General features: G+C 54.5%; 20 protein-coding genes. 8 read left to right on the forward strand and 12 right to left on the reverse strand.

Going from position 1 to position 23634, the window contains the following annotated elements; all coding sequences use genetic code 11:
• The first annotated feature begins 55 nt into the window (after positions 1–55).
• The 3 genes from ACQE3D_RS17070 to ACQE3D_RS17080 all read left to right on the forward strand — a co-directional run bounded on the left by ACQE3D_RS17070 (position 56) and on the right by ACQE3D_RS17080 (position 2738).
• Positions 56–325, forward strand: a complete 270-nt coding sequence (locus ACQE3D_RS17070; protein ID WP_064031554.1) for an FmdB family zinc ribbon protein — start codon at positions 56–58, stop codon at positions 323–325.
• 107 nt (positions 326–432) lie between these two features.
• The gene (gene aspS, locus ACQE3D_RS17075) at positions 433–2226 is read left to right on the forward strand and encodes an aspartate--tRNA ligase (protein WP_313729636.1); all 1794 of its coding nucleotides are present in this window, start codon (positions 433–435) and stop codon (positions 2224–2226) included.
• A 239-nt stretch (positions 2227–2465) separates the two neighbouring features.
• Positions 2466–2738, forward strand: a complete 273-nt coding sequence (locus tag ACQE3D_RS17080; protein ID WP_064031556.1) for a hypothetical protein — start codon at positions 2466–2468, stop codon at positions 2736–2738.
• A 101-nt stretch (positions 2739–2839) separates the two neighbouring features.
• Here the strand turns inward: ACQE3D_RS17080 and epmA are convergent, their stop codons facing one another.
• Together epmA and efp are read right to left on the reverse strand one after the other, a co-directional pair.
• A complete protein-coding gene (epmA, locus tag ACQE3D_RS17085; RefSeq protein ID WP_313729635.1) occupies positions 2840–3820 on the reverse strand; it encodes an EF-P lysine aminoacylase EpmA in 981 nt (326 codons plus the stop codon).
• Positions 3820–4389 carry an elongation factor P gene (gene efp, locus ACQE3D_RS17090; protein ID WP_064031574.1) on the reverse strand — a complete coding sequence of 190 codons (570 nt, stop codon included), beginning with the start codon at positions 4387–4389 and terminating at the stop codon, positions 3820–3822. The genes epmA and efp overlap by 1 nt, the downstream gene beginning before the upstream one ends.
• 73 nt (positions 4390–4462) lie before the next feature.
• Here efp and epmB point away from each other — a divergent pair, with 73 nt between their 5' ends.
• From epmB to ACQE3D_RS17115, 5 genes are all read left to right on the forward strand, one after another.
• Positions 4463–5449, forward strand: coding sequence for an EF-P beta-lysylation protein EpmB (epmB, locus tag ACQE3D_RS17095; RefSeq protein ID WP_313729634.1), 987 nt, complete (start codon positions 4463–4465; stop codon positions 5447–5449).
• An 86-nt stretch (positions 5450–5535) separates the two neighbouring features.
• Positions 5536–9522 (forward strand): PAS domain-containing protein, encoded by a 3987-nt coding sequence (locus ACQE3D_RS17100; protein ID WP_313729633.1) that lies wholly within the window; start codon positions 5536–5538, stop codon positions 9520–9522.
• 4 nt (positions 9523–9526) lie between these two features.
• The gene (locus tag ACQE3D_RS17105; RefSeq protein ID WP_313729632.1) at positions 9527–10474 is read left to right on the forward strand and encodes a diguanylate cyclase domain-containing protein; all 948 of its coding nucleotides are present in this window, start codon (positions 9527–9529) and stop codon (positions 10472–10474) included.
• Positions 10475–10525: 51 nt separating this feature from the next.
• The gene (locus tag ACQE3D_RS17110) at positions 10526–11251 is read left to right on the forward strand and encodes a sulfite exporter TauE/SafE family protein (RefSeq protein WP_064031560.1); all 726 of its coding nucleotides are present in this window, start codon (positions 10526–10528) and stop codon (positions 11249–11251) included.
• 10 nt (positions 11252–11261) lie between these two features.
• On the forward strand, positions 11262–12215 hold the full coding sequence (locus ACQE3D_RS17115) for a sigma-54 interaction domain-containing protein (RefSeq protein ID WP_064031561.1): 954 nt from the start codon (positions 11262–11264) through the stop codon (positions 12213–12215).
• 101 nt (positions 12216–12316) lie between these two features.
• On the opposite strand, the gene ACQE3D_RS17120 is transcribed toward ACQE3D_RS17115, so the two are convergent.
• From ACQE3D_RS17120 to smc, 10 genes are all read right to left on the reverse strand, one after another.
• A complete protein-coding gene (locus tag ACQE3D_RS17120) occupies positions 12317–13057 on the reverse strand; it encodes a PP2C family protein-serine/threonine phosphatase (RefSeq protein ID WP_064031562.1) in 741 nt (246 codons plus the stop codon).
• A 4-nt stretch (positions 13058–13061) separates the two neighbouring features.
• Positions 13062–13805 carry a pyridoxine 5'-phosphate synthase gene (gene pdxJ / locus ACQE3D_RS17125; RefSeq protein ID WP_313729631.1) on the reverse strand — a complete coding sequence of 248 codons (744 nt, stop codon included), beginning with the start codon at positions 13803–13805 and terminating at the stop codon, positions 13062–13064.
• A 33-nt stretch (positions 13806–13838) separates the two neighbouring features.
• On the reverse strand, positions 13839–14540 hold the full coding sequence (gene recO, locus ACQE3D_RS17130; RefSeq protein WP_064031564.1) for a DNA repair protein RecO: 702 nt from the start codon (positions 14538–14540) through the stop codon (positions 13839–13841).
• Complete coding sequence (gene era, locus ACQE3D_RS17135; RefSeq protein WP_313729630.1) at positions 14540–15430, reverse strand: GTPase Era; 891 nt, start codon at positions 15428–15430, stop codon at positions 14540–14542. Before era ends, recO begins: the two co-directional genes overlap by 1 nt.
• The gene (gene rnc / locus ACQE3D_RS17140; protein ID WP_071155424.1) at positions 15427–16110 is read right to left on the reverse strand and encodes a ribonuclease III; all 684 of its coding nucleotides are present in this window, start codon (positions 16108–16110) and stop codon (positions 15427–15429) included. The genes era and rnc overlap by 4 nt, the downstream gene beginning before the upstream one ends.
• A complete protein-coding gene (locus tag ACQE3D_RS17145; RefSeq protein ID WP_071155422.1) occupies positions 16107–16484 on the reverse strand; it encodes a DUF4845 domain-containing protein in 378 nt (125 codons plus the stop codon). The genes rnc and ACQE3D_RS17145 overlap by 4 nt, the downstream gene beginning before the upstream one ends.
• Before the next feature lie 45 nt (positions 16485–16529).
• Positions 16530–17306 carry a signal peptidase I gene (lepB, locus tag ACQE3D_RS17150; RefSeq protein ID WP_064031568.1) on the reverse strand — a complete coding sequence of 259 codons (777 nt, stop codon included), beginning with the start codon at positions 17304–17306 and terminating at the stop codon, positions 16530–16532.
• Between the two features lie 15 nt (positions 17307–17321).
• Complete coding sequence (lepA, locus tag ACQE3D_RS17155; protein ID WP_313729629.1) at positions 17322–19121, reverse strand: translation elongation factor 4; 1800 nt, start codon at positions 19119–19121, stop codon at positions 17322–17324.
• A gap of 70 nt (positions 19122–19191) precedes the next feature.
• Entirely contained in the window at positions 19192–19920 is a 729-nt protein-coding gene (locus ACQE3D_RS17160) for a cell division protein ZipA C-terminal FtsZ-binding domain-containing protein (RefSeq protein ID WP_071155420.1), read from the reverse strand.
• Entirely contained in the window at positions 19920–23414 is a 3495-nt protein-coding gene (gene smc, locus ACQE3D_RS17165) for a chromosome segregation protein SMC (protein WP_313729628.1), read from the reverse strand. The genes ACQE3D_RS17160 and smc overlap by 1 nt, the downstream gene beginning before the upstream one ends.
• Positions 23415–23634: the final 220 nt, after the last annotated feature.

Raw genomic sequence — 23634 nt, forward strand, 5'->3', positions numbered from 1 at the left:
AACTTCAAGAGTCGGCCCTATAGACAACTTGATTTCGATTTTTTGGGAGTAGCTCATGCCTATCTACGAATACCAATGCAATGCTTGCGGTCACGAACATGAAGCCCTGCAGAAACTGGGTGCGGAGCCTTTGGTGATCTGCCCGGCCTGTAACGAAGCCGAGTTGAAAAAGAAAATCTCTGCGGCCGGCTTTCGCCTGAAAGGTGGCGGCTGGTACGAAACCGACTTCAAAAGCGGCAACAAGAAAAACGTCGCCGGCGAAAGTGGCAACTCCTCCAGCAGTAGCAGCTCCGGCGGCTGCGGCGGCAGTTGCGCCTGTCATTAACCCTGTCCAACGTCGCTAGAAAGAACGCGCCGGACGCCGGTCCGCGCCTGGCGCTTTCCGTCCTTATTTTTTGAAATATTCCTTTTCCGATCAACTCGAGAACCATTATGCGTAGCCACAAATGTGGAGAATTGAACACCCAACATCTAGGCCAGACCGTCGCGCTGTGCGGCTGGGTCCATCGCCGCCGCGACCACGGCGGGGTCATTTTCATTGATCTGCGCGACCGCGCCGGTCTGGTGCAAGTGGTGTTCGATCCCGACGCGGCGGAAAGTTTCGCGACCGCCGAACAGGTGCGTAGCGAATATGTGCTGCGCATCGAAGGCGTTGTTCGCGACCGGCCGGCCGGCACGCACAACCCGAACATGGCCACTGGCGAGATCGAAGTACTGGGCAAGCATATCGAAGTGTTGAACGAGTCGGAAACCCCGCCGTTCCCGCTGGAAAGCGACATAGAGGTCAACGAGGAAACCCGCTTGCGCTTCCGTTACATCGACCTGCGCCGCACCGCGATGTTGGAGAAGATGAAAGTGCGCCGCGACGTCACCCGCAACCTGCGCCAGTATCTGGACGAACACGAGTTCTTCGAAATCGAAACGCCTTATTTGACCAAGGCCACCCCGGAAGGCGCGCGCGACTACATCGTACCTAGCCGGACCCATCAAAACTCGTTCTTTGCGCTGCCGCAATCGCCGCAGCTGTACAAGCAGTTGTTGATGATTGCGGGCATGGATCGCTACTACCAAGTAGTCCGCTGCTTCCGCGACGAAGACCTGCGCGCCGATCGCCAACCCGAATTCACCCAATTGGATATCGAAACCTCGTTCATGAACGAGGAAGACATCATGGCGGTAATGGAAGAAATGATCCGCCGCCTGTTCAAGGACATCATCAATGTCGATCTCGGCGACCCGTTCCCGGTAATGACTTACGAGGAAGCGATGCGCCGTTACGGTTCCGACCGTCCAGACCTGCGCATCCCGCTTGAACTGGTCGACATCGCCGACGAAATGAAGAACGTCGAATTCAAGGTGTTTTCCGGTCCGGCCAACGATCCGAACGGCCGTGTCGTGGCGATGAAACTGCCCGAAGGCGGCGAGCTGAGCCGTAGCGTCATTGACGAACTGACCAAGTTCGTCGGCATCTACGGCGCCAAAGGCCTGGCTTACATTAAGGTTAACGACCTGGCGGCGGGTATCGACGGCTTGCAATCGCCTATCGTCAAATTCGCCCCGGCCGACGTTTGGGCTAAAGTGATGGACAAAGTCGGCGCCCAAAACGGCGACTTGATCTTCTTCGGCGCGGACAAAACCGGCATCGTCAACGAAGCGATGGGCGCGTTGCGCGTCAAACTCGGCTTGGATCGCGGTTTGTTGACCGGCCCGTGGAAACCGCTGTGGGTTATCGATTTCCCAATGTTCGCCTGGGACGACAAAGCCCAGCGCTACACCGCCATCCACCATCCGTTTACCGCGCCGAAATGCGGCATCGACGAACTGAAAACCGATCCGGGCGAGGCGTTGTCCCGCGCTTACGATTTGGTCCTGAACGGCACCGAAGTCGGCGGGGGGTCGATCCGGATCAACCGCACGGCGATGCAACAAACCGTGTTCGATATTCTGAGCATAGGCTACGAAGAAGCCCGCGAGAAGTTCGGTTTCCTGCTGGATGCGTTGAAATACGGCGCGCCCCCGCACGGCGGCATTGCTTTCGGCTTGGACCGTCTGGTGATGCTGATGACCGGCGCCAGTTCAATCCGCGACGTCATCGCCTTCCCGAAAACTCAAACGGCGGCCTGCCCGCTGTTCAACGCGCCGGCTCAAGTCAGCGAGGAGCAACTCAAGGAGTTGGGCATCCGTTTGCGCAAACCAGCCGGCAAAGACGAAAAAACACAGGAATGACCCACACCAAGGCGGACAGGTTATCGTACGTACCGGCCCGCCAAAACGACCACAAAATTTGCCGAATTAAATTCGGCAAATTTTGCCCTGCTTTTCCGCCGCAATCTTCTAAAAAAGCCCATTGACATCGTTTCGGCGATGTTGCACCCTGAAGACGTTATCTTCGATAACAGGACTCGGGAGCGAGTCCTCCGCCGTTCAAGGATTGCTGTCAAACACTCATCTCCGAGAGGCTTGCCATGAATAAAATCACACCTCGTCTGATCCGCGATTTAAACGAAACCTTGCCGGAAGGCACGGAATGCTATTTGTGCGAAGCGGTTAGAAACGCGCTGTTCAATTACCGCAAGGGCCGAGAACCGTCAAATTACATTGATAAAGAACAAGCCTTGCCGATGCTTGCACAAAGGCTGGGGCGTGGCTTGAAAAATTTCTTTGTCGACGATGTCAGGCAAGCGCTGGACGCCTATGAAGACGCCCGCGTGGGTAGAAAATTCAGCTGGCCGACATAAGTTCCCTGAACGGTGATTTCGAACCGACCGAGAACACCGAGTTACGACGTGCTCCCCCTTCCGGAGAGGGGGACATTTTAACGATCGAGACAACACGGTTTTCAAGCATGCGCCACTGGAAACGCAAGAACTTGGTCGATGGCTTTGCAGTCCGTCAATAACATCAACAACCGATCCAAACCCAAAGCGACCCCGCTACAATCCGGCACCCCCTCTCGAAGCGCTGCCAAAAACCGCTGGTCCTTGTTAACGACCGGCAACTCCTGGCTTGAACGATATGCGATCTCCCGATCGAAACGCCGCTCCTGCTCGTCGGCATCGGTCAGCTCGTAAAATCCGTTACCGAGTTCGACGCCATCGACAAACACTTCGAAGCGCTGGCTAAGCCTCGCGTCGTCCGCTTCGATCCTAGCCAACGAAGACTGAATCGCCGGATAGCCGTGGATTAGATGCACTCGGTCGCCAATCAACGCCGGCTGAACATAGAGACTGAATATAAAATCCAACCACAACGAATGATCGTCGCCGCACAACTCGCCGGCCTCGCAAGCTCCGTGAGCCGCCGCGAAAGCACGGTAGCCGGACAGGTCGAAAACCAGGGGATCCAAACCGGTCCGAGCAGCAAACACCTCTCGGTAGCTCGAGCACTCGATAGCCAAATCGGGGCGCGCGGCTGAAAACAGCGACAACAAGAGTTCGCCAACCTCGGCCATCAGTTGTTTCATATCGAAACCGACCCGATACCACTCCAATATCGTGAATTCAGGATTGTGATAACGCCCGGCCTCACCATTTCGAAACGCTTTGCAAATTTGATAGATGCAGCCGCTTCCGGCCGCCAGCAAGCGCTTCATCGCAAATTCCGGCGACGTTTGCAAAAACAGATCGCGCGATTGTGGAGGGAAATCGAATTGGCTACGAAAGAAATGCAGTTGCGGATCGGTGCCGGTTGCCCCGCATAGCAGCGGCGTTTCCACTTCCAGCACTTGCCGATCCGCGAAAAACCGGCGTATATCGGCCAACATCGCCGCCCTCGCGCGCAACTGTTCGAGAGAGCATGTCGGCCGCCAGATGTTCGACACTATTCCTTGACGCGGGAAACGTATTCGCCGGTGCGGGTGTCGACGCGTATCACCTCGCCGATTTGTACGAACAGAGGTACCCTTACCACCGCACCGGTTTCAAGCGTCGCTGGTTTGCCGCCGCCACCCGAGGTGTCGCCTTTCAAACCCGGGTCGGTTTCGGTAATCGCAAGCTCGACGAAGTTGGGCGGCGTCACCGACAGCGGCGCGTCATTCCACAAGGTCAGGATGCACATATCCTGCTCTTTCAGCCATTTCAAGGCTTCACTAACGGCGTTCTTGTCGGCTTGGTATTGCTCGAAGGTATCCGGCACCATGAAATGCCAGAATTCGCCATCGCTATAAAGATATTGCATGTCTTTATCGACGACGTCGGCACTCTCCACGGTATCGCCGGACTTGAAGGTACGCTCGATGACGCGGCCGGTTTTCAGGTTTCTGATCTTAACCCTGTTAAACGCCTGCCCCTTGCCCGGTTTAACAAATTCGTTTTCGATAATCGAACAAGGGTCGTTGTCGAGCATGATCTTCAATCCGCCCCTGAATTCGTTGGTGCTGTAAATCGCCATTTTTTCCTCGTGAAACAAACAATAATCCGCCGATTATAATGGATTGGAATTTCAATCGGAAACCGGAGCTAAATTGACACCCAAAACCGCCCGTTGGCAACGGTCGCTGGCCGATGCTTTCGACAGCGTCGATGCCTTGTTGACATACCTGGAATTGACTCCGGACGAACTTCCGATACTTCGCGACTACCCAGCCTTCCCACTCAAAGTACCGCGCGGATTCGCCGCCCGCATGGAACTGGGCAATCCCAACGATCCGCTGTTGCGTCAAGTTCTTCCGCTTGGCGCCGAATTGCACGCATATCCTGGTTATAGCCGCGATCCGGTCGGCGACTTGCACGCAATCGCCGCTCCCGGCGTCATCCACAAATACGCCGGCAGGGTGTTATTGGTCGCCACCGGCGGTTGCGCGGTACATTGCCGCTATTGCTTCAGGAGAAACTTTCCTTACGCCGAACAGCAGTTGTCGCGGAGCAAATTAGCTCTGGCGCTGGACTATATCGCTGAACGCCCCGATATACACGAAGTTATTTTGAGCGGCGGCGATCCGCTGTTATTGAGCGACGACAAACTTTTCAATTTGCTGACTGCGTTAGCCGGTATCGGTCATATCCGCCGACTCAGAATCCATAGCCGTATCCCAATCGTACTACCGGAACGCATGACCGATACATTATTGGACTATTTAAGCGGACTGCCCGTTTCTATCGTTTTGGTGGTGCATGCCAACCACGCCAATGAGCTGAGTTCCGACGTTGGAGCGATTTTAAACCGCTGGCGACGGCGCGGCATAACACTGCTAAATCAAAGCGTACTGCTCGCCGGTATAAACGATAATGTCGATGCGCTCTGCAATTTAAGTGAAAAACTATTTGGCTTCGGCATTTTGCCCTATTATTTACATCTGCTGGATAAAGCCGCCGGCGTTGGTCATTTTGAAGTGGCCGAAGACACGGCCAAACAGCTGCTACAACGAATGCAGCGAACCCTGCCGGGTTATCTGGTTCCGAAACTGGTTAAGGAATGCGCCGGCGAACCCAATAAGACCTCGATTCTTTGACAAGCGCGATCCGCTGACAACCATTTCGGCGAATTACGCGAATTCGAGTCTCGTCAGCGATCAATATCCGCCTCATCCGCACCGATATGCAAGAGCCGTCCGCCAACAATGCCAATCCGATTTCCAGGCTAGCGCTGATAGTAGTCTGCCTGCTGTTGCTAGGCAATATCGCATTGACGTTTCTTCACCACCTGCGGACACCGCACGAACTACCCGTATTCGGCACCGATGTCGCGCTACCCGGCTTGGCGATTCTGCTGCTATTGATCTTGATGCTGAAAGACGACCGACGTCGCGGAATCTCCACCGGTTACGACATTCAGGATGCGTCAAGCCAAACTTTGATTGTTGTCGATACCCACTGCATTATCCGTTCGGTCAACAAAACCGCTGCCACTACGGTCAACTTGCCAGTCGAAGAACTGATTGACCTACCGGTGCACGAACTGTTTCATCCCGCCCAGTTCAGCGAAAACGCCTGTCCCATCTGCCAGCACATCCGGGCTGGCCAGGAAATGCCCGCTACCGATTTCAGATACGCCAACGGCCATTGGCAAGAAATTTCGCTAACTCGACTGCCACGACCGGCGTATCCTCGATTGTTGCAAATCCAGACCGACATTAGCTCTCGCAAACAGGTCGAGGAGCAATTAGCCCTTGTGATTGACGGTGCCGAACTCGGTTATTGGGATTGGGACTACCTGACCGGCAAGCATTCGGTGAACCAACGCTGGCTGGACATGCTGGGCCTGCGCGCCGCCGACCTCGACCATTACATCTCCGACTGGGCAAATCGGCTCCATCCCGACGATCGCGAACGCGTTCATCGCATCATTTCCCAACATATCGAATCTGGCGAACCCTACGTAATCGAATTCCGGATGCAACACCGGCAAGGACACTGGGTTTGGATTCAAGGCGCCGGGGCGGTGGTCGCTCGCGATCCGGCAACCGGCAAACCGACCCGATTGTGCGGCACTCACCAAAACATCAGCGCCCGCAAGCAATCGGAAAGCAGCCTGCAAGCGGCCTACCAAATCATCAGTCACAGCGCGGCGGTGGTGATGAAATGGAATAATGCCGAAGGCATGCCTATCGAATTCGCCACCGAAAACGCTCGCCAATTGTTCGGCTATAGCGCCGAACAATTGGCAACCGGTGACATTTTCTACATGAACTTGATTCACCCAGACGATTTGGACGGTTACATTCGGGAAATTAGCAGCTGCGGCAACGATGCCAATTGCCGGGAAGTGGTCCATCAACCCTACCGGATCATCGCCAAGAACGGCGGCGTCAAATGGGTGCAAGATCGCAAAGTTCTGACCCGCGACGAATTCGGACGCGTCGTCGACTACCAGGGCTTGGTGACCGACGTCACCCAGCAACGCCAGCAAAGTAGCGCGATTCGGAACATCATCACCAGCTCCGCGCAGCATGCCGGCGGCTCGATGCTGGATAACCTAGCCCTACTGGCGCTGGAAACCCTGGGCGCCGATTACGCACTGATCGCGGAGCAGTGGGAACTAGGCCGTGCCCGCAGCCTATCGCTGTGCGCTAAGGGTCAAATCGTCGAAAACCTCGAATTGGACCCGCGGGATTTTCCAAGCCCAGACCTTCAAAACGGCACCCGGTGCTGTTACACGCAGGCGGTCGCGGACCGTTTTCCCAAGTCCGAGTGGTTACGCGATCGAGGGATCGTCGGTTATCTAGCGATCCCGTTGCTCGACAACCAGCAACACGGCTTCGGATTCGTGGCAGTCGCCTATTGTCGTCCCATTCCGGACGTAAATCCGGCAAGCGACATATTGACGCTATTCGCGGTACAAATCAGCGCGGAATTGGAGCGTAGCCGGGCAATTGCCGCGCTCAAGGATCAAAAACAGCGCCTCATGGACGCGCAAGCGCTTTCCCACATCGGCGACTGGTGCTGGCATTTGCAGGATCAACACTTTAGCTGGTCGGACGAAATGTATCGGATCACCGGCACCGGCAAGACCGGGTTTATTCCCAACTATGCCAACCTCTGCGAGCAACTGGTACATCCAGACGACCTGAATCTGTTCAAGACGGCAATGGAGCACCCCGAAGCCGAGAACGGCATCGATTTTCGCCACCGCATCGTGCTTGGTGACGGTCAAATTCGCCATGTTCACCAACGAGGGAAGCCGATACTCGCGCCAGATGGCCGCTGTATTGCGATACAGGGTACGATGCAGGACATCACCGATCGACTTCAAACCGAGCAGCGCCTGCTGGAAGCCAAACATCAGGCGGAACAAGCGACCAAGGTCAAATCAGAGTTTCTGGCCAACATGAGCCACGAAATCCGCACCCCGATGAACGCTATCATCGGCTTGGTCGAACTTTGCCTGAACAGCGCCGTGACCGCCAAGCAACGCGATTACCTGGAACGCGTGGAAACCGCGGCGCGCTCTCTTATGACGATCATCGATGACATTTTGGATTTTTCCAAAATGGAAGCCGGGAAGATGCATTTGGAATCGCTGCCGTTTTTATTGGAAGAGATGTTGGACCAAGTGTTTTCGACGATGTCCGAGCTGAGCGCGCGCAAAGGGGTCGACTTGATCCGCCCCAACCTTCAGGGCGCCAGTTACGCGGTCATCGGCGATCCGCAACGGCTCAGGCAAATTTTCATCAATTTGATCGGTAACGCCATCAAATTTACCGATTTCGGCGAAGTGCGAGTCACGCTGACCGAAATCAGCCGTAGCACCCAACACGTCTGCCTGCAATTCAGCATCGTCGACACCGGGATAGGAATGAGCCAGGAGCTACAGTCCAAATTGTTTCAAGCCTTCAGCCAAGGAGATAGCAGCGTCACGCGCCACTACGGCGGCACCGGACTGGGCCTGATCATTTCCAAACAACTGGTCGAACAGATGGGCGGATCGATCAGCGTCAGCAGCCAGGAAAACCTAGGCTCGACTTTTACGTTCACCGTGAACCTGGGTGTCACTAATCTTGCATCGATACGTTTGGCCCAGCACCAACAGCAAAACCCGGTCGATACCAGCAAGCTTCAATACATTCGCGGCGCGCGCATCTTGTTAGTCGAGGACAACGAGGTCAACCGCATCGTCGCGATCGAATTACTAGAACAAGCGCATTTGTGCGTCGATATCGCCGAACACGGCGAAATTGCTCTCGCCAAACTACGTGGGCAAAGCTATGACTGCGTATTGATGGATATTCAAATGCCGGTATTGGACGGCTACGAAACCACCCGTCAGCTGCGCAAGCTGTCCGGCTGCCAAACACTGCCGGTCATCGCGATGACGGCTAATGCAATGAGCGACGACCGCAATAAATGCCTGCAAGCGGATATGGACGATTTCATTAGCAAACCGATCTTGCCCGAAACGCTGTATGCGATGTTAGTAAAGTGGATTCCGCCGCGCCACGACGAGTCGGCCGAGAGTCCCACCGCTTCCGCGGAGGCCTTAATTCCCTATCTTTACGGCATAGACAGTGCAACCGGCCTATTACATACGGCCGGCAACCACGCCGTATACCGAAAAGTTCTGCAAAAATTCGCCGAGAACCATGCCGATACGATGCTGGAAATCGCCCATGCCTTCTCCTCCAACGATTACGACAAGGCCTACCAACTGGTTCACACCCTGAAAGGCTTGGTCGGATCGCTGGGCGCCCTACAATTACAAAGCCAATTGGTTCGTTTGGAGGAATCGTTGAAAGATCACAAGCTCGATATTGCGCACGTGCCGAATATCGACAGCAATATCGCGACGATTACGCTGGAAATGGCCAAGCTCGTCAACAGCATCAAAATCACGCTCCCCCAGGAAACGTCAATGGAAATAGCGCCTTTGCCGTTGTCGTCGCTGGAAACTCGTCAACAACTGGCAATCCTGATCAATAAGCTTCAAGTGTTCGATTCGGACGCCGATCAGCAACTGGACCATATTTTGGCGCACATTGACGATAGAAACCTAATCTCCGCGCTATTGCCCATTAAAAAACAAATCGCCAATTACCAATTCATCGACGCGGCGCAGGCGATAAACCATCTTCTCGATCACGGGATTTAAGTTCATGGAAAACATCAATCAACACAAGATTCTGGCAGTGGACGATAGCCCGGAAAATCTCGACTTGATAAAGAACATCCTCGAACCGCACTATCAAGTCAAAGTGGCCGTGCGCGGGGATTTGGCGTTACAAATCGCCAATACGCAGGATCTCGACTTGATCTTGCTGGACATCATGCTCGACGACATGGACGGCTATGAAATCTGCAAACGTCTCAAATCGCACGACAAAACCCGCAACATTCCGATTATTTTTTTAACCGCCAAACGATCCGAAGAAGACGAAGTCCACGGTTTTCGGATAGGCGGCAACGACTACATCACCAAACCGTTTTCGCCGTCGATCGTCCTGGCTCGGGTCAAAACTCAAATTCAGTTGAAAACCAAATCCGATTTGCTGGAAAAACTGGCATCCTTGGACGGACTGACGGAAATCCCCAATCGGCGCGCCTTCGATGCCGCGTTGGAACGCCAATGGAATCAAAGCAAACGTAACGGCATGCCATTGTCGTTATTGATCGCCGACATCGACCACTTCAAGCAATTCAACGACTACTACGGCCACCCGCTCGGAGACGACTGCCTTAAAAAAGTATCCGCGTCGTTGCGGACTACAACCCATCGTCCCGAGGATTTGGTGGCCAGACTAGGAGGCGAGGAATTTGCGATTCTCTTACCGAACACCGATGCCATCGGAGCGATGATCCGGGCCGATCAGTATCGTCAAGCGGTCGAAAACTTGAAGACCCCGCATATTCTCAACGAACCCTATCGACTGGTAACGATTTCGATCGGCGTCGCCACCCTGCAACCGCACGCGCGCGACGACGTTTCGACATTACTCGGCGCGGCCGACAATGCACTATACCAAGCCAAACACCAAGGCCGTAATCGAGTTTGCGGTCACAATAAACAGACGTTCGACACGCCGAGTGGCGACGTCAACACTTAGTCCCAAATAAAAACGACTATAATCGCGCGGTCGCCTGTCTCCGGTTTCATCATGCACCTCTATCTCGATTTCAACGCTTCGTATTTCGCCGCCTTTGTCATGGGATTGCTCAGCAGCCTGCATTGTATCGGCATGTGTGGCTCGATTATCGGATCGTTGACTTACAGCCTGAAGCCCGAATTACGCAACGACAAACTCAAATTATTTAGCATCGTCCTGAACTACAATCTCGGCCGAGTGTTCAGTTACACCGTGGCGGGCGCTCTGGCCGGCATGCTCGAGACCTTTCTAAGCCTGCCTTTAAGTCAAGGCGATGCTCACCGGGTATTGCAATTGCTGTCGGCGATCATCATGGCCGGCGCCGGTCTGTATATAGCAGGCTGGTTCCCGCGCTTCGCCTATATTGAGAAAATGGGCTCACGTTTCTGGAAACTGATAGAACCCTTCGGCCGCCGTCTGATACCGGTAAAAAACCGTACTCAGGCCTTCCTATTCGGGATGGTCTGGGGGTGGCTACCTTGCGGTTTGATATATACGGCGCTCGCTCTGGCCGCGACGACCGGAAATGTTATCCATAGTTCCTTGACTATGCTCACTTTCGGTCTAGGGACTTTACCTGCGGTGATGGGTGTCGGTATAATGACTACGCTCTTAACAAGGCTTTACAAATCCCGACAATTAAAACATCTCGCGGGCACCTTGTTTATCATCTTCGCTTTGTTGGCGGCCTTCCCCTGGCTTAATCCAATGCGGGTTGAACATATAACGACGTTTTGAGAGGTTAGCAGTGGATAATTTCGATCCTATTATCGGTCAATCTCCGGCTATCGAGGCGCTAATCCGTAGCGCGCGCATCGTTGCGGCAACCGACGTAACCGTTTTGATCAAAGGCGAGACCGGCACAGGCAAGGAAGTACTTGCCACCGCCATCCAAAAAGAAAGCCCTAGAGCCAACAAACCGTTCATCACACTAAACTGCGCGGCATTGCCGGAAGGTTTGGTGGAATCCGAGATCTTCGGACATAAAAAAGGTGCGTTTACCGGCGCGGTGGGCGACAAACAAGGCCTGTTTCAAGCGGCCGACGGCGGCACATTATTTCTTGACGAAATCAACTCGTTGCCCTTTTCGATTCAGTCCAAATTGTTGCGTTTCTTGGAATCCGGCGAATGCCTTCCGGTCGGAGGCACTAAACCCTATAAAGTCAACGTCCGTGTCATCGCCGCTTCCAACGCCGATCTGAGCAAACTGATAGATTTCGGCGAATTTCGGCAGGACTTGTATTTCCGCCTGAATGTGGTTCCTCTTGAAATTCCGGCTCTTCATCAACGTACCGACGACATTGAGCTGCTCGCCAATCACTTCTTTACCCATTTCTCGGCGGCCCACAGTCTGGAACCGCCAACTTTCAGCCGGCACGCGTTAAGGACCTTGAAATCCTACAAGTGGCCGGGCAATGTTCGCGAGCTGCGCAATCTGTGCGAGCGCCTCAGCATTTTGTTGTCAGGCAAGGTCATCGAACCTGAAAACCTGCCCCATGAATTTAATCGCGGCCCCGCCAATCCAAGTTCAGCATTTACCTTACCCGAACTTGGCCTGCAATTGGACGCATTGGAAGCGGACATGATCTTACAGGCACTGCGCCGAACCAAGGGCAACCGCAGTAAATCGGCGAGGTTGCTGGGCATCTCTCGCGATACATTACTTTATAGAATTCAAAAACACGGATTGGCAACACATTAAGCGTCTGCCTATATTATCCGACCAACCGACAAGGCCGAACCGCTCAGCGAGCGGCTCGGCCTTTTTCACGCCCTAAGGCAAAATGCCGCACGACGTTTGCCTTAAAGCTTGCGCACCCATTGAACAGTGACGTTATCGCTGTGGCCTTGCGCGCGCAACACCGCCATTTTCGCCATTTTCCTAAGCTCTGCTTTTCCGCTGTCCGGTTGCGATAAGGTCAGCATCTCTTGCTCCTTGACGAACTCCCAAAACCCGTCGCTGCACAATACGAACGTCTCCCCTTCCAACATCGGCGGGCAACGCACTACGTCAACCTGAGCCGGCATCAACACATTGATACTGCGGGTCAATTTATGCTGATCGGGATGCGCGCCCATTTCCCACTCGCTAATTCTGCCCTCGTCATACAATTGCTGCGGCACCGAATGATCCTTGGTGCGCCAAAGCACCCGCTCGGGATTGATCCGGTAAATTCGCGAATCCCCGCAATGCGCGGTGATGGCCTGACGCGGGTCCAGATACAAAATGGCACAGGTGGTATGGGCGTTGCTACCGTCGGGATCGCCGGCGAACAATTCGCGCATTTTACCTATCGTGTCGGCGATCCAAGCCTGCACGGCCGATTCGCCGCGCAGATGAATCTGCGGCTGGTATTTGTCGGCCAACGCCACCAGTAAACGGCAAAAAAACTGCGACGCCTTTTCACCGGCATGGTGCCCCCCTAAGCCGTCGGCCACCACGAAAACCGCATAGTCGGCGCACACCCGGTGCGCCATGCAATCCTGATTGACGTCGCGATTGCCTATCGCGGTCAATTGATAAAACTCCAGCTCTGTCAGCATCGGGCTAAACTTGGGCGCGCGCCTCACGCATAACCCGCTTCATGTCGCCGACCGCTTGCGCCAATCCGCCAAACAATGCTTGGGCGATCAACGCATGACCGATATTCAACTCGACTATGGTTGGAATTCGACAAATCGCCTCAACGTTGTTCAAGGTCAACCCGTGGCCGGCATTGACTTGCAAGCCCTCGCGATAGGCGTACTCCGCCGCGACCGTTATGCGCTCCAATTCCGCCAGCCGACTATCTCGACTGTCGGCATCGGCGTAACGACCGGTATGCAATTCGACAACCGGCACGCCCGCCTGCACAGCCGCATCGATCTGCGCCAGCTCGGGATCGATGAATAGCGAGACTTCCACGCCGACGTCGGCCAAGCGCCTACACGCCCCTCGCATCCGCACCAAGGCTCCCGCGACATCCAAACCGCCTTCGGTCGTCAATTCCTCACGGCGTTCCGGTACCAAACAACACGCTTGCGGCCGCACCCGGCAAGCGAGATCCAACATCGCATCCGTGACCGCCATCTCCAGATTCAACTTGGTCTGCAACACCTGCTTCAGCAAGTCGATATCTCTATCCTGAATATGGCGTCTATCCTCGCGCAAATGAGCGGTAATTCCGTCGGCTCCGGCCTGCTCGGCCATCAAGGCCGCATGCACGGGATCGGGATAGCGGGTACCGCGGGCTTGACGCACCGTGGCGACGTGATCGATATTGACACCCAGTAGTATCGGTTGCTTAGTCATTCGCTGCAATTACCCATCCTATCGTGAATTTATTCATAGATGTTTCAACATCGTCGCCAGCACTTCGCGACTCTTCAACGGCCGCCCTCGCAGATGACCGTCCAGAAGCTGGCGCAATATCACCTTGGCTTCGGCGGCAATGCCGTCCTGAAGCCGATCTCGCTTGGCCAAGGCCAGCAAGGTTGTCCCGCTCGCTCGGCCACCGGCATCAAGTACCCAGCCCTGATCGGCGCGATAGTCGTAGCGCTCGCGCGGCGAAATCGGCGCACGATCCGCCGCGACCGCCAACTCAACCTCGTACCCCGCCTCCCTGAGCAAATCCAATTCGAAATAACGCAAGGTTTGCTCGATACCGACACCCAAGGTCAAATCTCGCAATGCTGCCCGGTAAACCGCAAACAATGCCGGGTGCGGGTCGTGGCGATGTAAAAACAATTGGACCAGTTCGTTCACATAAAAGCCGCAATACAACGCCAAGCGCTCGAGGGGATACTGGCGGACAAACTCGCTACCCACCAGAGTCTTCAATTCACCGCGATCGGAAAACGACAATTTCAACGCTGTGAACGGTAGCAAAAGCCCGGCTGATTTGGATTTTTGCTTGCGTACGCCTTTCGCCAACATCGACACGATGCCATAGTCCCGGGTGAAAACCTCGAGCAGTAGACTGGTTTCCCGATACGGCCGGTGTTGCAGGATATAAGCCGGCTGCAAATAAACCGTCGAGTCGGACATCACTCCGCGCTGTCGAGAAATCCCAAACTTTGCAAGGCGCGTTCGTTGTCCGACCAGCCTTTTTTGACTTTGACCCAAAGCTGCAAAAACACTTTTTGGTCTATCAGTTTTTCGATGTCCACTCTCGCTTCGGTACCGATTTTTTTCAGGTTTTCGCCCTGTTTACCGATAACGATGCTTTTTTGACTGCTACGCTCAACCCAAATATTGGCGTAAATCTTCGTCAGACTGGGATGTTCTTCGTATAACTCGATTTCAACGGTCAATGCATACGGCAATTCGTCACCCAATCGGCGCGTCAATTTCTCGCGGATGATCTCGGCGGCAAAAAAGCGTTCCGAGCGGTCTGTAATTTGATCTTCCGGAAAGATCGGCTCGGCCTCCGGCAACAAAGCCATAATTTGGCGCTCCAGTTCTTCGAGATTGGTGCTTTTCAACGCCGACACCGGCACAATGTGCTTGAACGGAAACTTTTTGGCCGCCTCGTCAAAGAAGGCCAGCGCGGCCTGCTTGTCCTTCACCTTGTCGATCTTATTCACGACCAAAATCACCGGTAAACCGGCCTGCTCCAGCTTTCTGAAGATTTGTTCGTCGTACTCGTGCCAATACAAACCGTCCAACAGCCATAACACCAAATCGACACCCAGTAAGGAGCTGTCGGCGGTTTTATTCAAATAGCGGTTCAGCACTTTTTTCTCATCACGGTGCATACCGGGCGTATCGACGAAAATAGCCTGCCCGACACCGGTGGTCTTGATGCCGAGGATACGATGACGCGTGGTTTGAGGTTTACGGGAAGTGATGCTGAGCTTTTGTCCCAGCAAGTGATTCATTAACGTGGATTTGCCGACATTCGGCCTACCGATTAACGCGACATGTCCGCAGTTCATTGATCCGTATTCAAAAGTAAATTCAACATTTTCTCGGCCGCGGCCTGTTCGGCTTTCTTACGGGAAATACCGCTAGCCTGGGAAACCTGATCGGTGACGGCTACTTTACACCTGACCTCGAAGGTTTGCGCGTGGTCGACACCCGACATCGCGACCAATTCGTAAATCGGCAAGGGTTTGCGTTTAGCTTGCATCAACTCCTGCAAACGGGTTTTAGGATCCTTGACCCAATCGTCGGCTTTCAGCTCGGCCAATTTGTCGGCGAACAAGCCCAATATCCAGGTCCGGCAAGCCTCGACGCCCTGATCCTCGACCAAAGCGCCCATAATCGCTTCCAGCGCATCGGACAGTATCGAATCGCGGCGAAAACCGCCGCTTTTCAGTTCGCCGGACCCCAGTATCAAGTACTCGCCCAGATTATGCTCACGCGCCAATTCGGCCAGTGAATTCTGATTGACCAGGCTGGCACGCAAGCGGCTCAATACGCCTTCGCCGGCCTCGGGAAACGATTCGTACAACTTTTGCGCGATGACAAAACCGAGCACCGAGTCGCCCAAGTATTCCAGACGCTCGTTATTCTTGGCACCGACACTGCGATGCGTCAGGGCCACGGCCAGCAATCCGGGATTTTGGAAGGTCAATCCCAATTTTTTCGCGAGTATTTCCGGCTTTTTTATCACTTGTTCCCGGCTTCGAATCCTTCGTGAAACTCCACCAGCACGCTTAAGTTCCCAAAGATGGGTTCCACTCGCTCGTAATCGATCTCGACGCTGACGTAACCGGGTTGGGCAACAATCTTGACATCTTCCGGCTTAACGTATTCCACGTAGTTCAAGTCGAAACGTTTTTCCAAACTGGACTTGATCTCGGCTTTGGACTTGCTGGCGATATCGGTGGTCGCTTCCACAGCCTTCAAGGCGTTCATCACCCGACTATGATTGATATAAATTGGCGCGATTTTCAACACCAATAGCGTAAAGAATGCGATCAGCCCGAGAATAAAAACGATGGAAATAAACGTCAGCCCGCGCTGATGCTTGATCGATGTCGGCATAGGATGTCCCCAAACGAGTTAAATAGGAATCGACCGTCGGTCGGCTTAGCGTAGCCTAGTGCCGAGTCGATCGAAAGCAATGCCCTTATTTTCCCAATCCCAATTCATCCAGATAAAAAACGCCTTGCCGACCAAGTTAGCTTCAGGCACAAACCCCCAATAGCGGCTGTCGTTACTGTTGTCGCGATTGTCGCCCATTACAAAATAGTGACCTTCGGGCACGACGAATACGTCTTGTACCGTCGACACGCCGCGGCTGATCAAAATCGAGTGTTCGACGCCCATTAAATCTTCTTCCAGACGCTCGGCTCCACTCATGCCGACACCTTGACCGACGCCCTGATAACGCCCCAGCGAGACTTGTTTGATCGGCTGGCCGTTCACATAAATCACTTTTTCGAAATAACCGATGCGGTCGCCCGGCAAGCCGATCACGCGCTTGATGTAATCGACCGACGGTTGTTTCGGGAAGCGGAACACCACAATATCCCCGCGTTTTGGCTCGTTCATTTCGATGATTTTTTTATTAATCACCGGTAAGCGCACGCCGTAGGTAAATTTGTTGACCAAAATGAAATCGCCGACCAACAGCGTCGGCATCATCGAGCCGGACGGAATCCGGAACGGCTCGAACAAAAACGAACGTAGCAGCAACACGATCAACACGACCGGGAAAAACGAGCGGGCGTATTCCACCAACACCGGTTCTTTCTCGACCGGATAGGGCTGTTGAGTCTGGCGCAGATACAACCAATATCCGCCCCAAATCACACCGGTAACGAAGGTTGCCGCCACCAGAAAAAAGGAAAAATCGTAATCCATGCTAATAAACCGTCACTATTCTTTGTTGACCTGCAACACCGCCAGAAAGGCTTCCTGCGGAATTTCGATACTACCCACTTGCTTCATCCGCTTTTTGCCGGCCTTTTGTTTTTCCAACAGCTTTTTCTTACGGGTGATGTCGCCGCCGTAGCATTTGGCGGTCACGTTCTTCCGCATCGCCTTGACCGTGGAGCGGGCGATGATTTTGGAACCGATCGCGGCTTGGATCGCCACTTCGTACATCTGGCGCGGAATCAGGTCTTTCATTTTCTCGACCAGATCGCGGCCACGATTCTGAGCCTGATCGCGATGCACGATAATCGACAAGGCATCGACCTTGTCGGCGTTAATCAACACATCCAGTTTCACCAGAGGCGCCGGCTCGAAACGGACAAACTCGTAATCGAACGAAGCGTAGCCGCGACTGACCGACTTCAGACGATCGAAGAAATCCAGTACCACTTCGCTCATCGGCAGTTCGTAGTTCAAACTCACCTGACCGCCGACGTATTGCATATTTTTTTGTACGCCGCGCTTTTCGATACACAGATTGATCACGCTGCCCAGATAGGCTTGCGGCACCAGAATGTTCGCCAAGATGATCGGTTCTCGCACTTCGGTAATGGTGCCTGGATCCGGCAACTTCGCAGGATTATCCACCATCAACACTTCGCCGTTATGCGTCTCGACTTCGTAAACCACCGTCGGCGCGGTCGTGATCAAATCGATATCGTACTCGCGCTCCAAGCGCTCCTGAACGATTTCCATATGCAGCATGCCCAGGAAACCGCAGCGAAAACCGAAACCCAAGGCTTGCGAGGTCTCCGGCTCGAAATTCAACGCCGAATCGTTAAGACGCAACTTGTCCAGCGCCTCCCGCATCGCGCCGAAATCGTCGGAACTGACCGGATACAAACCTGCGAATACCCTAGGCTGAACTTTTTCGAAACCGGGCAAGGCTTCCGCGGCCGGATTGTCGGCGCCGGTAATCGTGTCGCCGACCGGCGCTCCGAAGATATCCTTAATCCCGGCAACAACGAAACCGACCTCGCCAGTCCCCAAATCCTGCTTTTCCAGTTGTTTGGGGGTAAACACACCCAGTTTTTCCGCCAGATAGGACTTGCCGGTCGACATCACCGTGATCTTTTGCTTGCGGCGCAGGCTGCCGTTGACGATGCGCACCAGCGACACCACCCCCAAATAGTTGTCGAACCAGGAGTCGATGATCAAGGCCTGTAACGGCCCTGCTTCGTTGCCGCTGGGCGGGGGAATCTTGTGAATCAACTGCTCCAGCACCGACTCGACATTCAAACCGGTTTTGGCGCTGATCCGGCAAGCCTCGTCGGCTGGAATACCGATTACATCCTCGATCTCGGTCATCACCCGCTCGGGTTCCGCCGACGGCAAATCGATTTTGTTCAACACCGGCACGACTTCCAGGCCTTGTTCGATCGCGGTATAGCAATTGGCGACGCTTTGCGCTTCGACACCCTGCGCGGCATCCACCACCAACAGCGCGCCTTCGCAGGCCGCCAGCGAGCGGGAAACCTCGTAGGAAAAATCCACGTGGCCGGGCGTATCGATGAAATTCAGTTGATAGGTTTCGCCGTCGCCGGCTTGATAATCCAATGTGACGCTTTGCGCCTTGATCGTGATGCCGCGTTCGCGTTCCAGATCCATCGAATCGAGCACCTGCGACTCCATCTCCCGGTCGCTCAACCCGCCGCAAATCTGGATGAAGCGATCCGCCAACGTCGATTTACCGTGATCGATATGGGCGATGATGGAGAAATTTCGAATATGTTTCTGGTCCACTGAGTCAGGTGATTTCGTTTGAGTTATTTCGGTTAAAGAGCAGACCGCCGTCGCGGCGAGGGCGGAGCGTTCAGGAAGCCTTAATCATCAGTTGTCGGAAATGATCGACGGTTTCGGCGGTCAGCGGTTGGCGCTGATTATCCCAAACCACGCCGTCCAATTCTTCGGCCAAGGTGTCCATGGTTTCCATGAAGTCGTCGAAAACCGCCAACGGTGCCTCGACCTCGCGCGGCTGCATGAAGAACACAATACCGGGACAATAAAAGTTTTCCAGATCGTCGTCGGGGAAGGTACCGGGATCGACCATGCTGGCCACCGCGAAATCCACCATCCGGTTCTTATCGACGCGCTCGAAAACCTTAACGCTGCCGTATTTCAAACCGACGCGTTCGAAAGCCTCGAACAAGTCCTCTCCCTTGAAACCCTCGTCGGCGCGGGCAACGATGCTGAATTCGATCAGCGCCGGCAACTCGGAACGCTTTACGCTAGGTTGCGGTTTTACGCTCGCGCTCGGCTCCGGCCGCGACGGCGTGCTCTGCTTGGGCGTCGGCTGAATCGCCCTATCGTCGAGCAAGGCATCGCCATCCACCAGATCTTCGCCGACCCGGAACAAATCCATTTCGTCTTCATCGGCTTCGACCTCGAATTCGTCGTCTCTTTCGTCGTAGCGATCGTCGTCGTAATAATCGTCGGCCGCGCGTTTGTCGCGCAAACCCTTGACGAAATGCCACAACACCATGCCGATCATCACCAGCACGCCGATCAAAATAATCACGACTCTGAGTAGTTCTTTATCCATTAGCTTTCCGCCATGCTTACCGCTTCATCGATATCTACAGCCACTAAACGGGACACGCCCGGTTCCTTCATGGTAACACCTGCCAGATGTTTTGCAATTTCCATAGTGACTTTGTTGTGTGAAATGTACAAGAATTGGACGGTAGACGACATGTCCTCGACCATCTTGGAAAAGCGCACCACGTTGGCGTCGTCTAGCGGTGCATCGACTTCGTCCAGCAAGCAAAACGGCGCCGGATTCAGGTCGAAAATCGAAAACACCAGCGCGACGGCGGTCAGCGCCTTCTCGCCGCCGGACAACAAATGTATCGAGCTGTTGCGCTTGCCGGGCGGCCGGGCAATGATGTTGACGCCGGCCTCCAGTACGTCGTCCTCGGTCAATTCCAGATAAGCCTGGCCGCCGCCGAACAGGCGCGGAAACTTTTCCTTCAGTCCGTCGTTGATTTTGTCGAAGGTTTCCTTGAAACGCTGCCGACTTTCGCGATCTATCTTGCTGATGGCCTGGTCCAGCGTGTTCAACGCGTCGACCAAGTCGTCGTGCTGCTCGTTCAAAAACTTCATCCGTTCGGATTGGGTTTTATATTCCTCGATCGCGGTCAGATTAATCGAACCCAAGCGCTCGATTTGCTCGGCCAGATCGTCCACCTGGCGTTTCCACTGACTCTCGCTGGCTCCGTCCGACAAAGCTCTCAAAATAACTTCTGGGTCGGCATCGACTTCGGCCAATTGTTCGGCGACGGTCTGTTGCCTGACCTTGCTGTCCTGCTGCTCGAAGCGCACCTTGTCCAAGGCTTCTTTCTGCTTTTCGAGCTCGCGTTGGTTGCGGGAATATTGCTCGGCCAGCTCGCTGACAGTTTGTTCGCTGGCTTGTTGAGCCCGGCGTTCCGATTGCAACAGATCTTCGATCTGGCGTTTACGCTCCAGCAATTCCTCGAGCTGCATTTTCTCGTCGTCCATCGGCTCCAGTGCGAACTGCAATTTGCTTTCCAGTTCGGCGATGCGATCGGCCGCTTGCCGATGCTGAGACTGTAAACGCTCGATTTGTTTGACGGTCAGCACTTCGGACGACTTCATCGACTCGATCTGCGCATGCAAGCGCTGTAAATGATGCCGGGCCTCGCCGACCGAGGCATCGGTATTTTGTTGTTGAGCCTGAATTTGCCGGTTCAACTCTTCCAGTTGCGCTTTCTTCTCGCCCAAATCGCCCAGTGCCTGCTCGGCATCTTGTTTAATCAGCTCCGCTTCGGAAATACTTTCGACAATTTCGCCTAGATGCCCGCTCAGCTCTTCGATTTCGTGATCGAGCTGGGCGGCGCGGCGTTGCTGCTGTTCCAGACGAGCCGATTGGGCGCTGAATTCGGCGCTCTTGGCCGAATGTTCCGCACCCAGCAGTTTATCTTTTTGTTGATATTGTTCGCGATGGCTCTCGGCGGCCTTCAATGCTTGCTCGCAGTGTTCCAATTGCTGCTCATCCTCGGCAATCGCCATCTGCAATTCGCCCTGGCGCAGCTTCAGTTCTCGCAACTCTTTTTCGCGATGCAGCACCCCGGCCTTGCTGTCGCTACCGCGACTGATTTTGATCCAGTCCCGGCCCAGCCAAGTGCCGTCCGCCAACACTACCGACTCGTGCGGCTGCAAGGCCATTTGGCGGGCTTGCGTCATCGAATCGGCACAGTAGATGCCGCTCAACAAACTATCGAGGCACCAACGGCTGTTTACCTTGCCGGCCAACGCGTTTAAAGCGGCGACCGACGGCACGGTGTGAGTTTCGAACACGATCAGCGACTGCTTGCTCAATTCCTGCAACTCTCCAAGAATCGTTTCGGTGCTGTCGACGCAAATCGCTTCCAGATAACTGCCCAACACCGTTTCGACCGCAGTTTCCCAGCCCTCATCGGCCTCAAGAAACTCGGCCAGCCGCGGTTGTTGCTCCAATCCGACCTGTTCCAGCCATGCCGACAAGTCTTTTTTGTCCTTGCCCATGGCGTGTTGCTGCAGCAATTCCAACGAGCTGATCTTGCCGTTGACTTTCTGCAGCTCGGCGCGATTGGTGTGCAAGCTATCGTGTAATTGCTTAATCTCCGGGCGCAGTTCGGCGATGCGCTGCAACACCGCTTCCAGTTGCCGCTGTAACTGTTCGCGTTCGGTTTCGATCAGTTCGATACTGCTATCCAGCGTATCCAAAGCCAGTTGCAACTGGGTATCGGCCAACTCACCGCGCTCGCCGCGCAACTTATCCAAACGGGCCTGCAACTGACGATTCTGATTTTCCAACTGCACCAATTTGGTCCGCTGGACTTCGGCCTGCTCGCGGTAACCGGCGTTCTCGGCCAAGAATTCTTCCCAACGCAACTGCCATTGCTGTTTTTGCAGATGCGCGTCCTGTTGGATGCCGAGCAAGTCTTCCTCACGTTCCTTGGCGACGATCATCGTCTCCTCAGCTTCCAGCAAAGTCTGGCGGATTTCTTCCAGTTGTTGCCTATCCTGCTCGCATTCGATGTTCGCCTGTTCCGCTTGTTGTTTTAAGCGCTGGATTTCGATCAAGGTTTCTTCGTGGCTTTTTTGATTGTGCTTGATCGCCTGTTCCAGCCGGCTGACTTCGGCCACGACGGCGGTATATTCGGCCTGAGTGCTATCCAGATGTTGTTGCTGGGCTTTTTGCTCGCCGCGCTTCAGCTCCATCGCCTTTTCGGTATCGCGCAGCGACACGAACAAGCGGTTATGCTCCTCGGCGATCGTCTGTAGCTTGGCTTCGAGTTGCTGAGCGTTGCGCTGAAAGCTTTGCCAACGCATCGCTAGCAATTCCTGCTTGAAGCGGCGCTCCTGCTTTTTGAGTTCGGTGTATTTTTCGGCCTTTTCCGCCTGCTTGGCCAAGTTCTTAATTTGCTTGTCGACCTCGTCGCGTAGGTCGTTCAACCGCTCCAGATTCTCGCGGGTATGGCGCATCCGGGTTTCGGTTTCCGAACGCCTTTCCTTATATTTGGAAACGCCGGCGGCTTCCTCGATATGCAGCTTCAGATCTTCCGGCTTGGCTTCCACCATCCGCGAGATCGTGCCCTGCTCGATGATGGCATAGCTGCGAGAACCCAGGCCGGTGCCCAAAAACAAGTCGGTGATGTCCTTGCGCCGGCATTTACTGCCGTTCAGCATGAATTGCGACTGGCCGTCGCGACTCACCTGGCGCTTGATCGAAATCGTCGCGTATTGCGCATACTCGCCGCCGGCCTTGCCTTCGGCGTTGTCGAACACCAATTCCACCGACGCCACGCTCACCGGCTTGCGCCCGGACGAACCGTTGAAAATCACATCGGCCATATTGCCGCCGCGCAGATGCTTGGCCGAACTCTCGCCCATCACCCAACGCACCGCGTCGATGATGTTGGACTTGCCGCAGCCGTTAGGCCCGACGATCGCGGTCAGGTTGCCCTGAATCGGAATCGTGGTCGGATCGACAAAGGACTTAAAGCCCGCGAGTTTGATTTTTTCCAGCTTCATGACTGGGATTTAGAGGTCCGGCGACAATGACAAAGCCGGATATTATCGTCGAAATGGCGGCGAGATGGGAATCCGATTTCAGTCGCCAAACTTCTGCAAAGTGTGTGCGGGCAATGTCGCTAGATAAACCTGCCCAAGGCATGCCGGCAATGTCGCCGGCATGCCCGAGCGCGCTTGGCAATCAAATCGGCGATCAAAACCGCTGAAAGTGCTTTCGAAG

It is taken from the genome of Methylomonas sp. MS20, from assembly GCF_050275925.1.
Lineage (GTDB): Bacteria > Pseudomonadota > Gammaproteobacteria > Methylococcales > Methylomonadaceae > Methylomonas > Methylomonas koyamae_A.

What these genes read in the sequence shown, in the direction of transcription:
- ACQE3D_RS17105 (WP_313729632.1), top strand. Translation starts at nt 9,527, where the DNA reads ATGGAAAACATCAATCAACACAAGATTCTGGCAGTGGACGATAGCCCG.
- pdxJ (WP_313729631.1), bottom strand. Translation starts at nt 13,805, where the DNA reads ATGACTAAGCAACCGATACTACTGGGTGTCAATATCGATCACGTCGCC.
- ACQE3D_RS17145 (WP_071155422.1), bottom strand. Translation starts at nt 16,484, where the DNA reads ATGCCGACATCGATCAAGCATCAGCGCGGGCTGACGTTTATTTCCATC.
- era (WP_313729630.1), bottom strand. Translation starts at nt 15,430, where the DNA reads ATGAACTGCGGACATGTCGCGTTAATCGGTAGGCCGAATGTCGGCAAA.
- aspS (WP_313729636.1), top strand. Translation starts at nt 433, where the DNA reads ATGCGTAGCCACAAATGTGGAGAATTGAACACCCAACATCTAGGCCAG.
- ACQE3D_RS17100 (WP_313729633.1), top strand. Translation starts at nt 5,536, where the DNA reads ATGCAAGAGCCGTCCGCCAACAATGCCAATCCGATTTCCAGGCTAGCG.
- ACQE3D_RS17120 (WP_064031562.1), bottom strand. Translation starts at nt 13,057, where the DNA reads ATGCTGACAGAGCTGGAGTTTTATCAATTGACCGCGATAGGCAATCGC.
- ACQE3D_RS17070 (WP_064031554.1), top strand. Translation starts at nt 56, where the DNA reads ATGCCTATCTACGAATACCAATGCAATGCTTGCGGTCACGAACATGAA.
- smc (WP_313729628.1), bottom strand. Translation starts at nt 23,414, where the DNA reads ATGAAGCTGGAAAAAATCAAACTCGCGGGCTTTAAGTCCTTTGTCGAT.
- recO (WP_064031564.1), bottom strand. Translation starts at nt 14,540, where the DNA reads ATGTCCGACTCGACGGTTTATTTGCAGCCGGCTTATATCCTGCAACAC.
- ACQE3D_RS17110 (WP_064031560.1), top strand. Translation starts at nt 10,526, where the DNA reads ATGCACCTCTATCTCGATTTCAACGCTTCGTATTTCGCCGCCTTTGTC.
- ACQE3D_RS17080 (WP_064031556.1), top strand. Translation starts at nt 2,466, where the DNA reads ATGAATAAAATCACACCTCGTCTGATCCGCGATTTAAACGAAACCTTG.
- ACQE3D_RS17160 (WP_071155420.1), bottom strand. Translation starts at nt 19,920, where the DNA reads ATGGATAAAGAACTACTCAGAGTCGTGATTATTTTGATCGGCGTGCTG.
- efp (WP_064031574.1), bottom strand. Translation starts at nt 4,389, where the DNA reads ATGGCGATTTACAGCACCAACGAATTCAGGGGCGGATTGAAGATCATG.
- lepB (WP_064031568.1), bottom strand. Translation starts at nt 17,306, where the DNA reads ATGGATTACGATTTTTCCTTTTTTCTGGTGGCGGCAACCTTCGTTACC.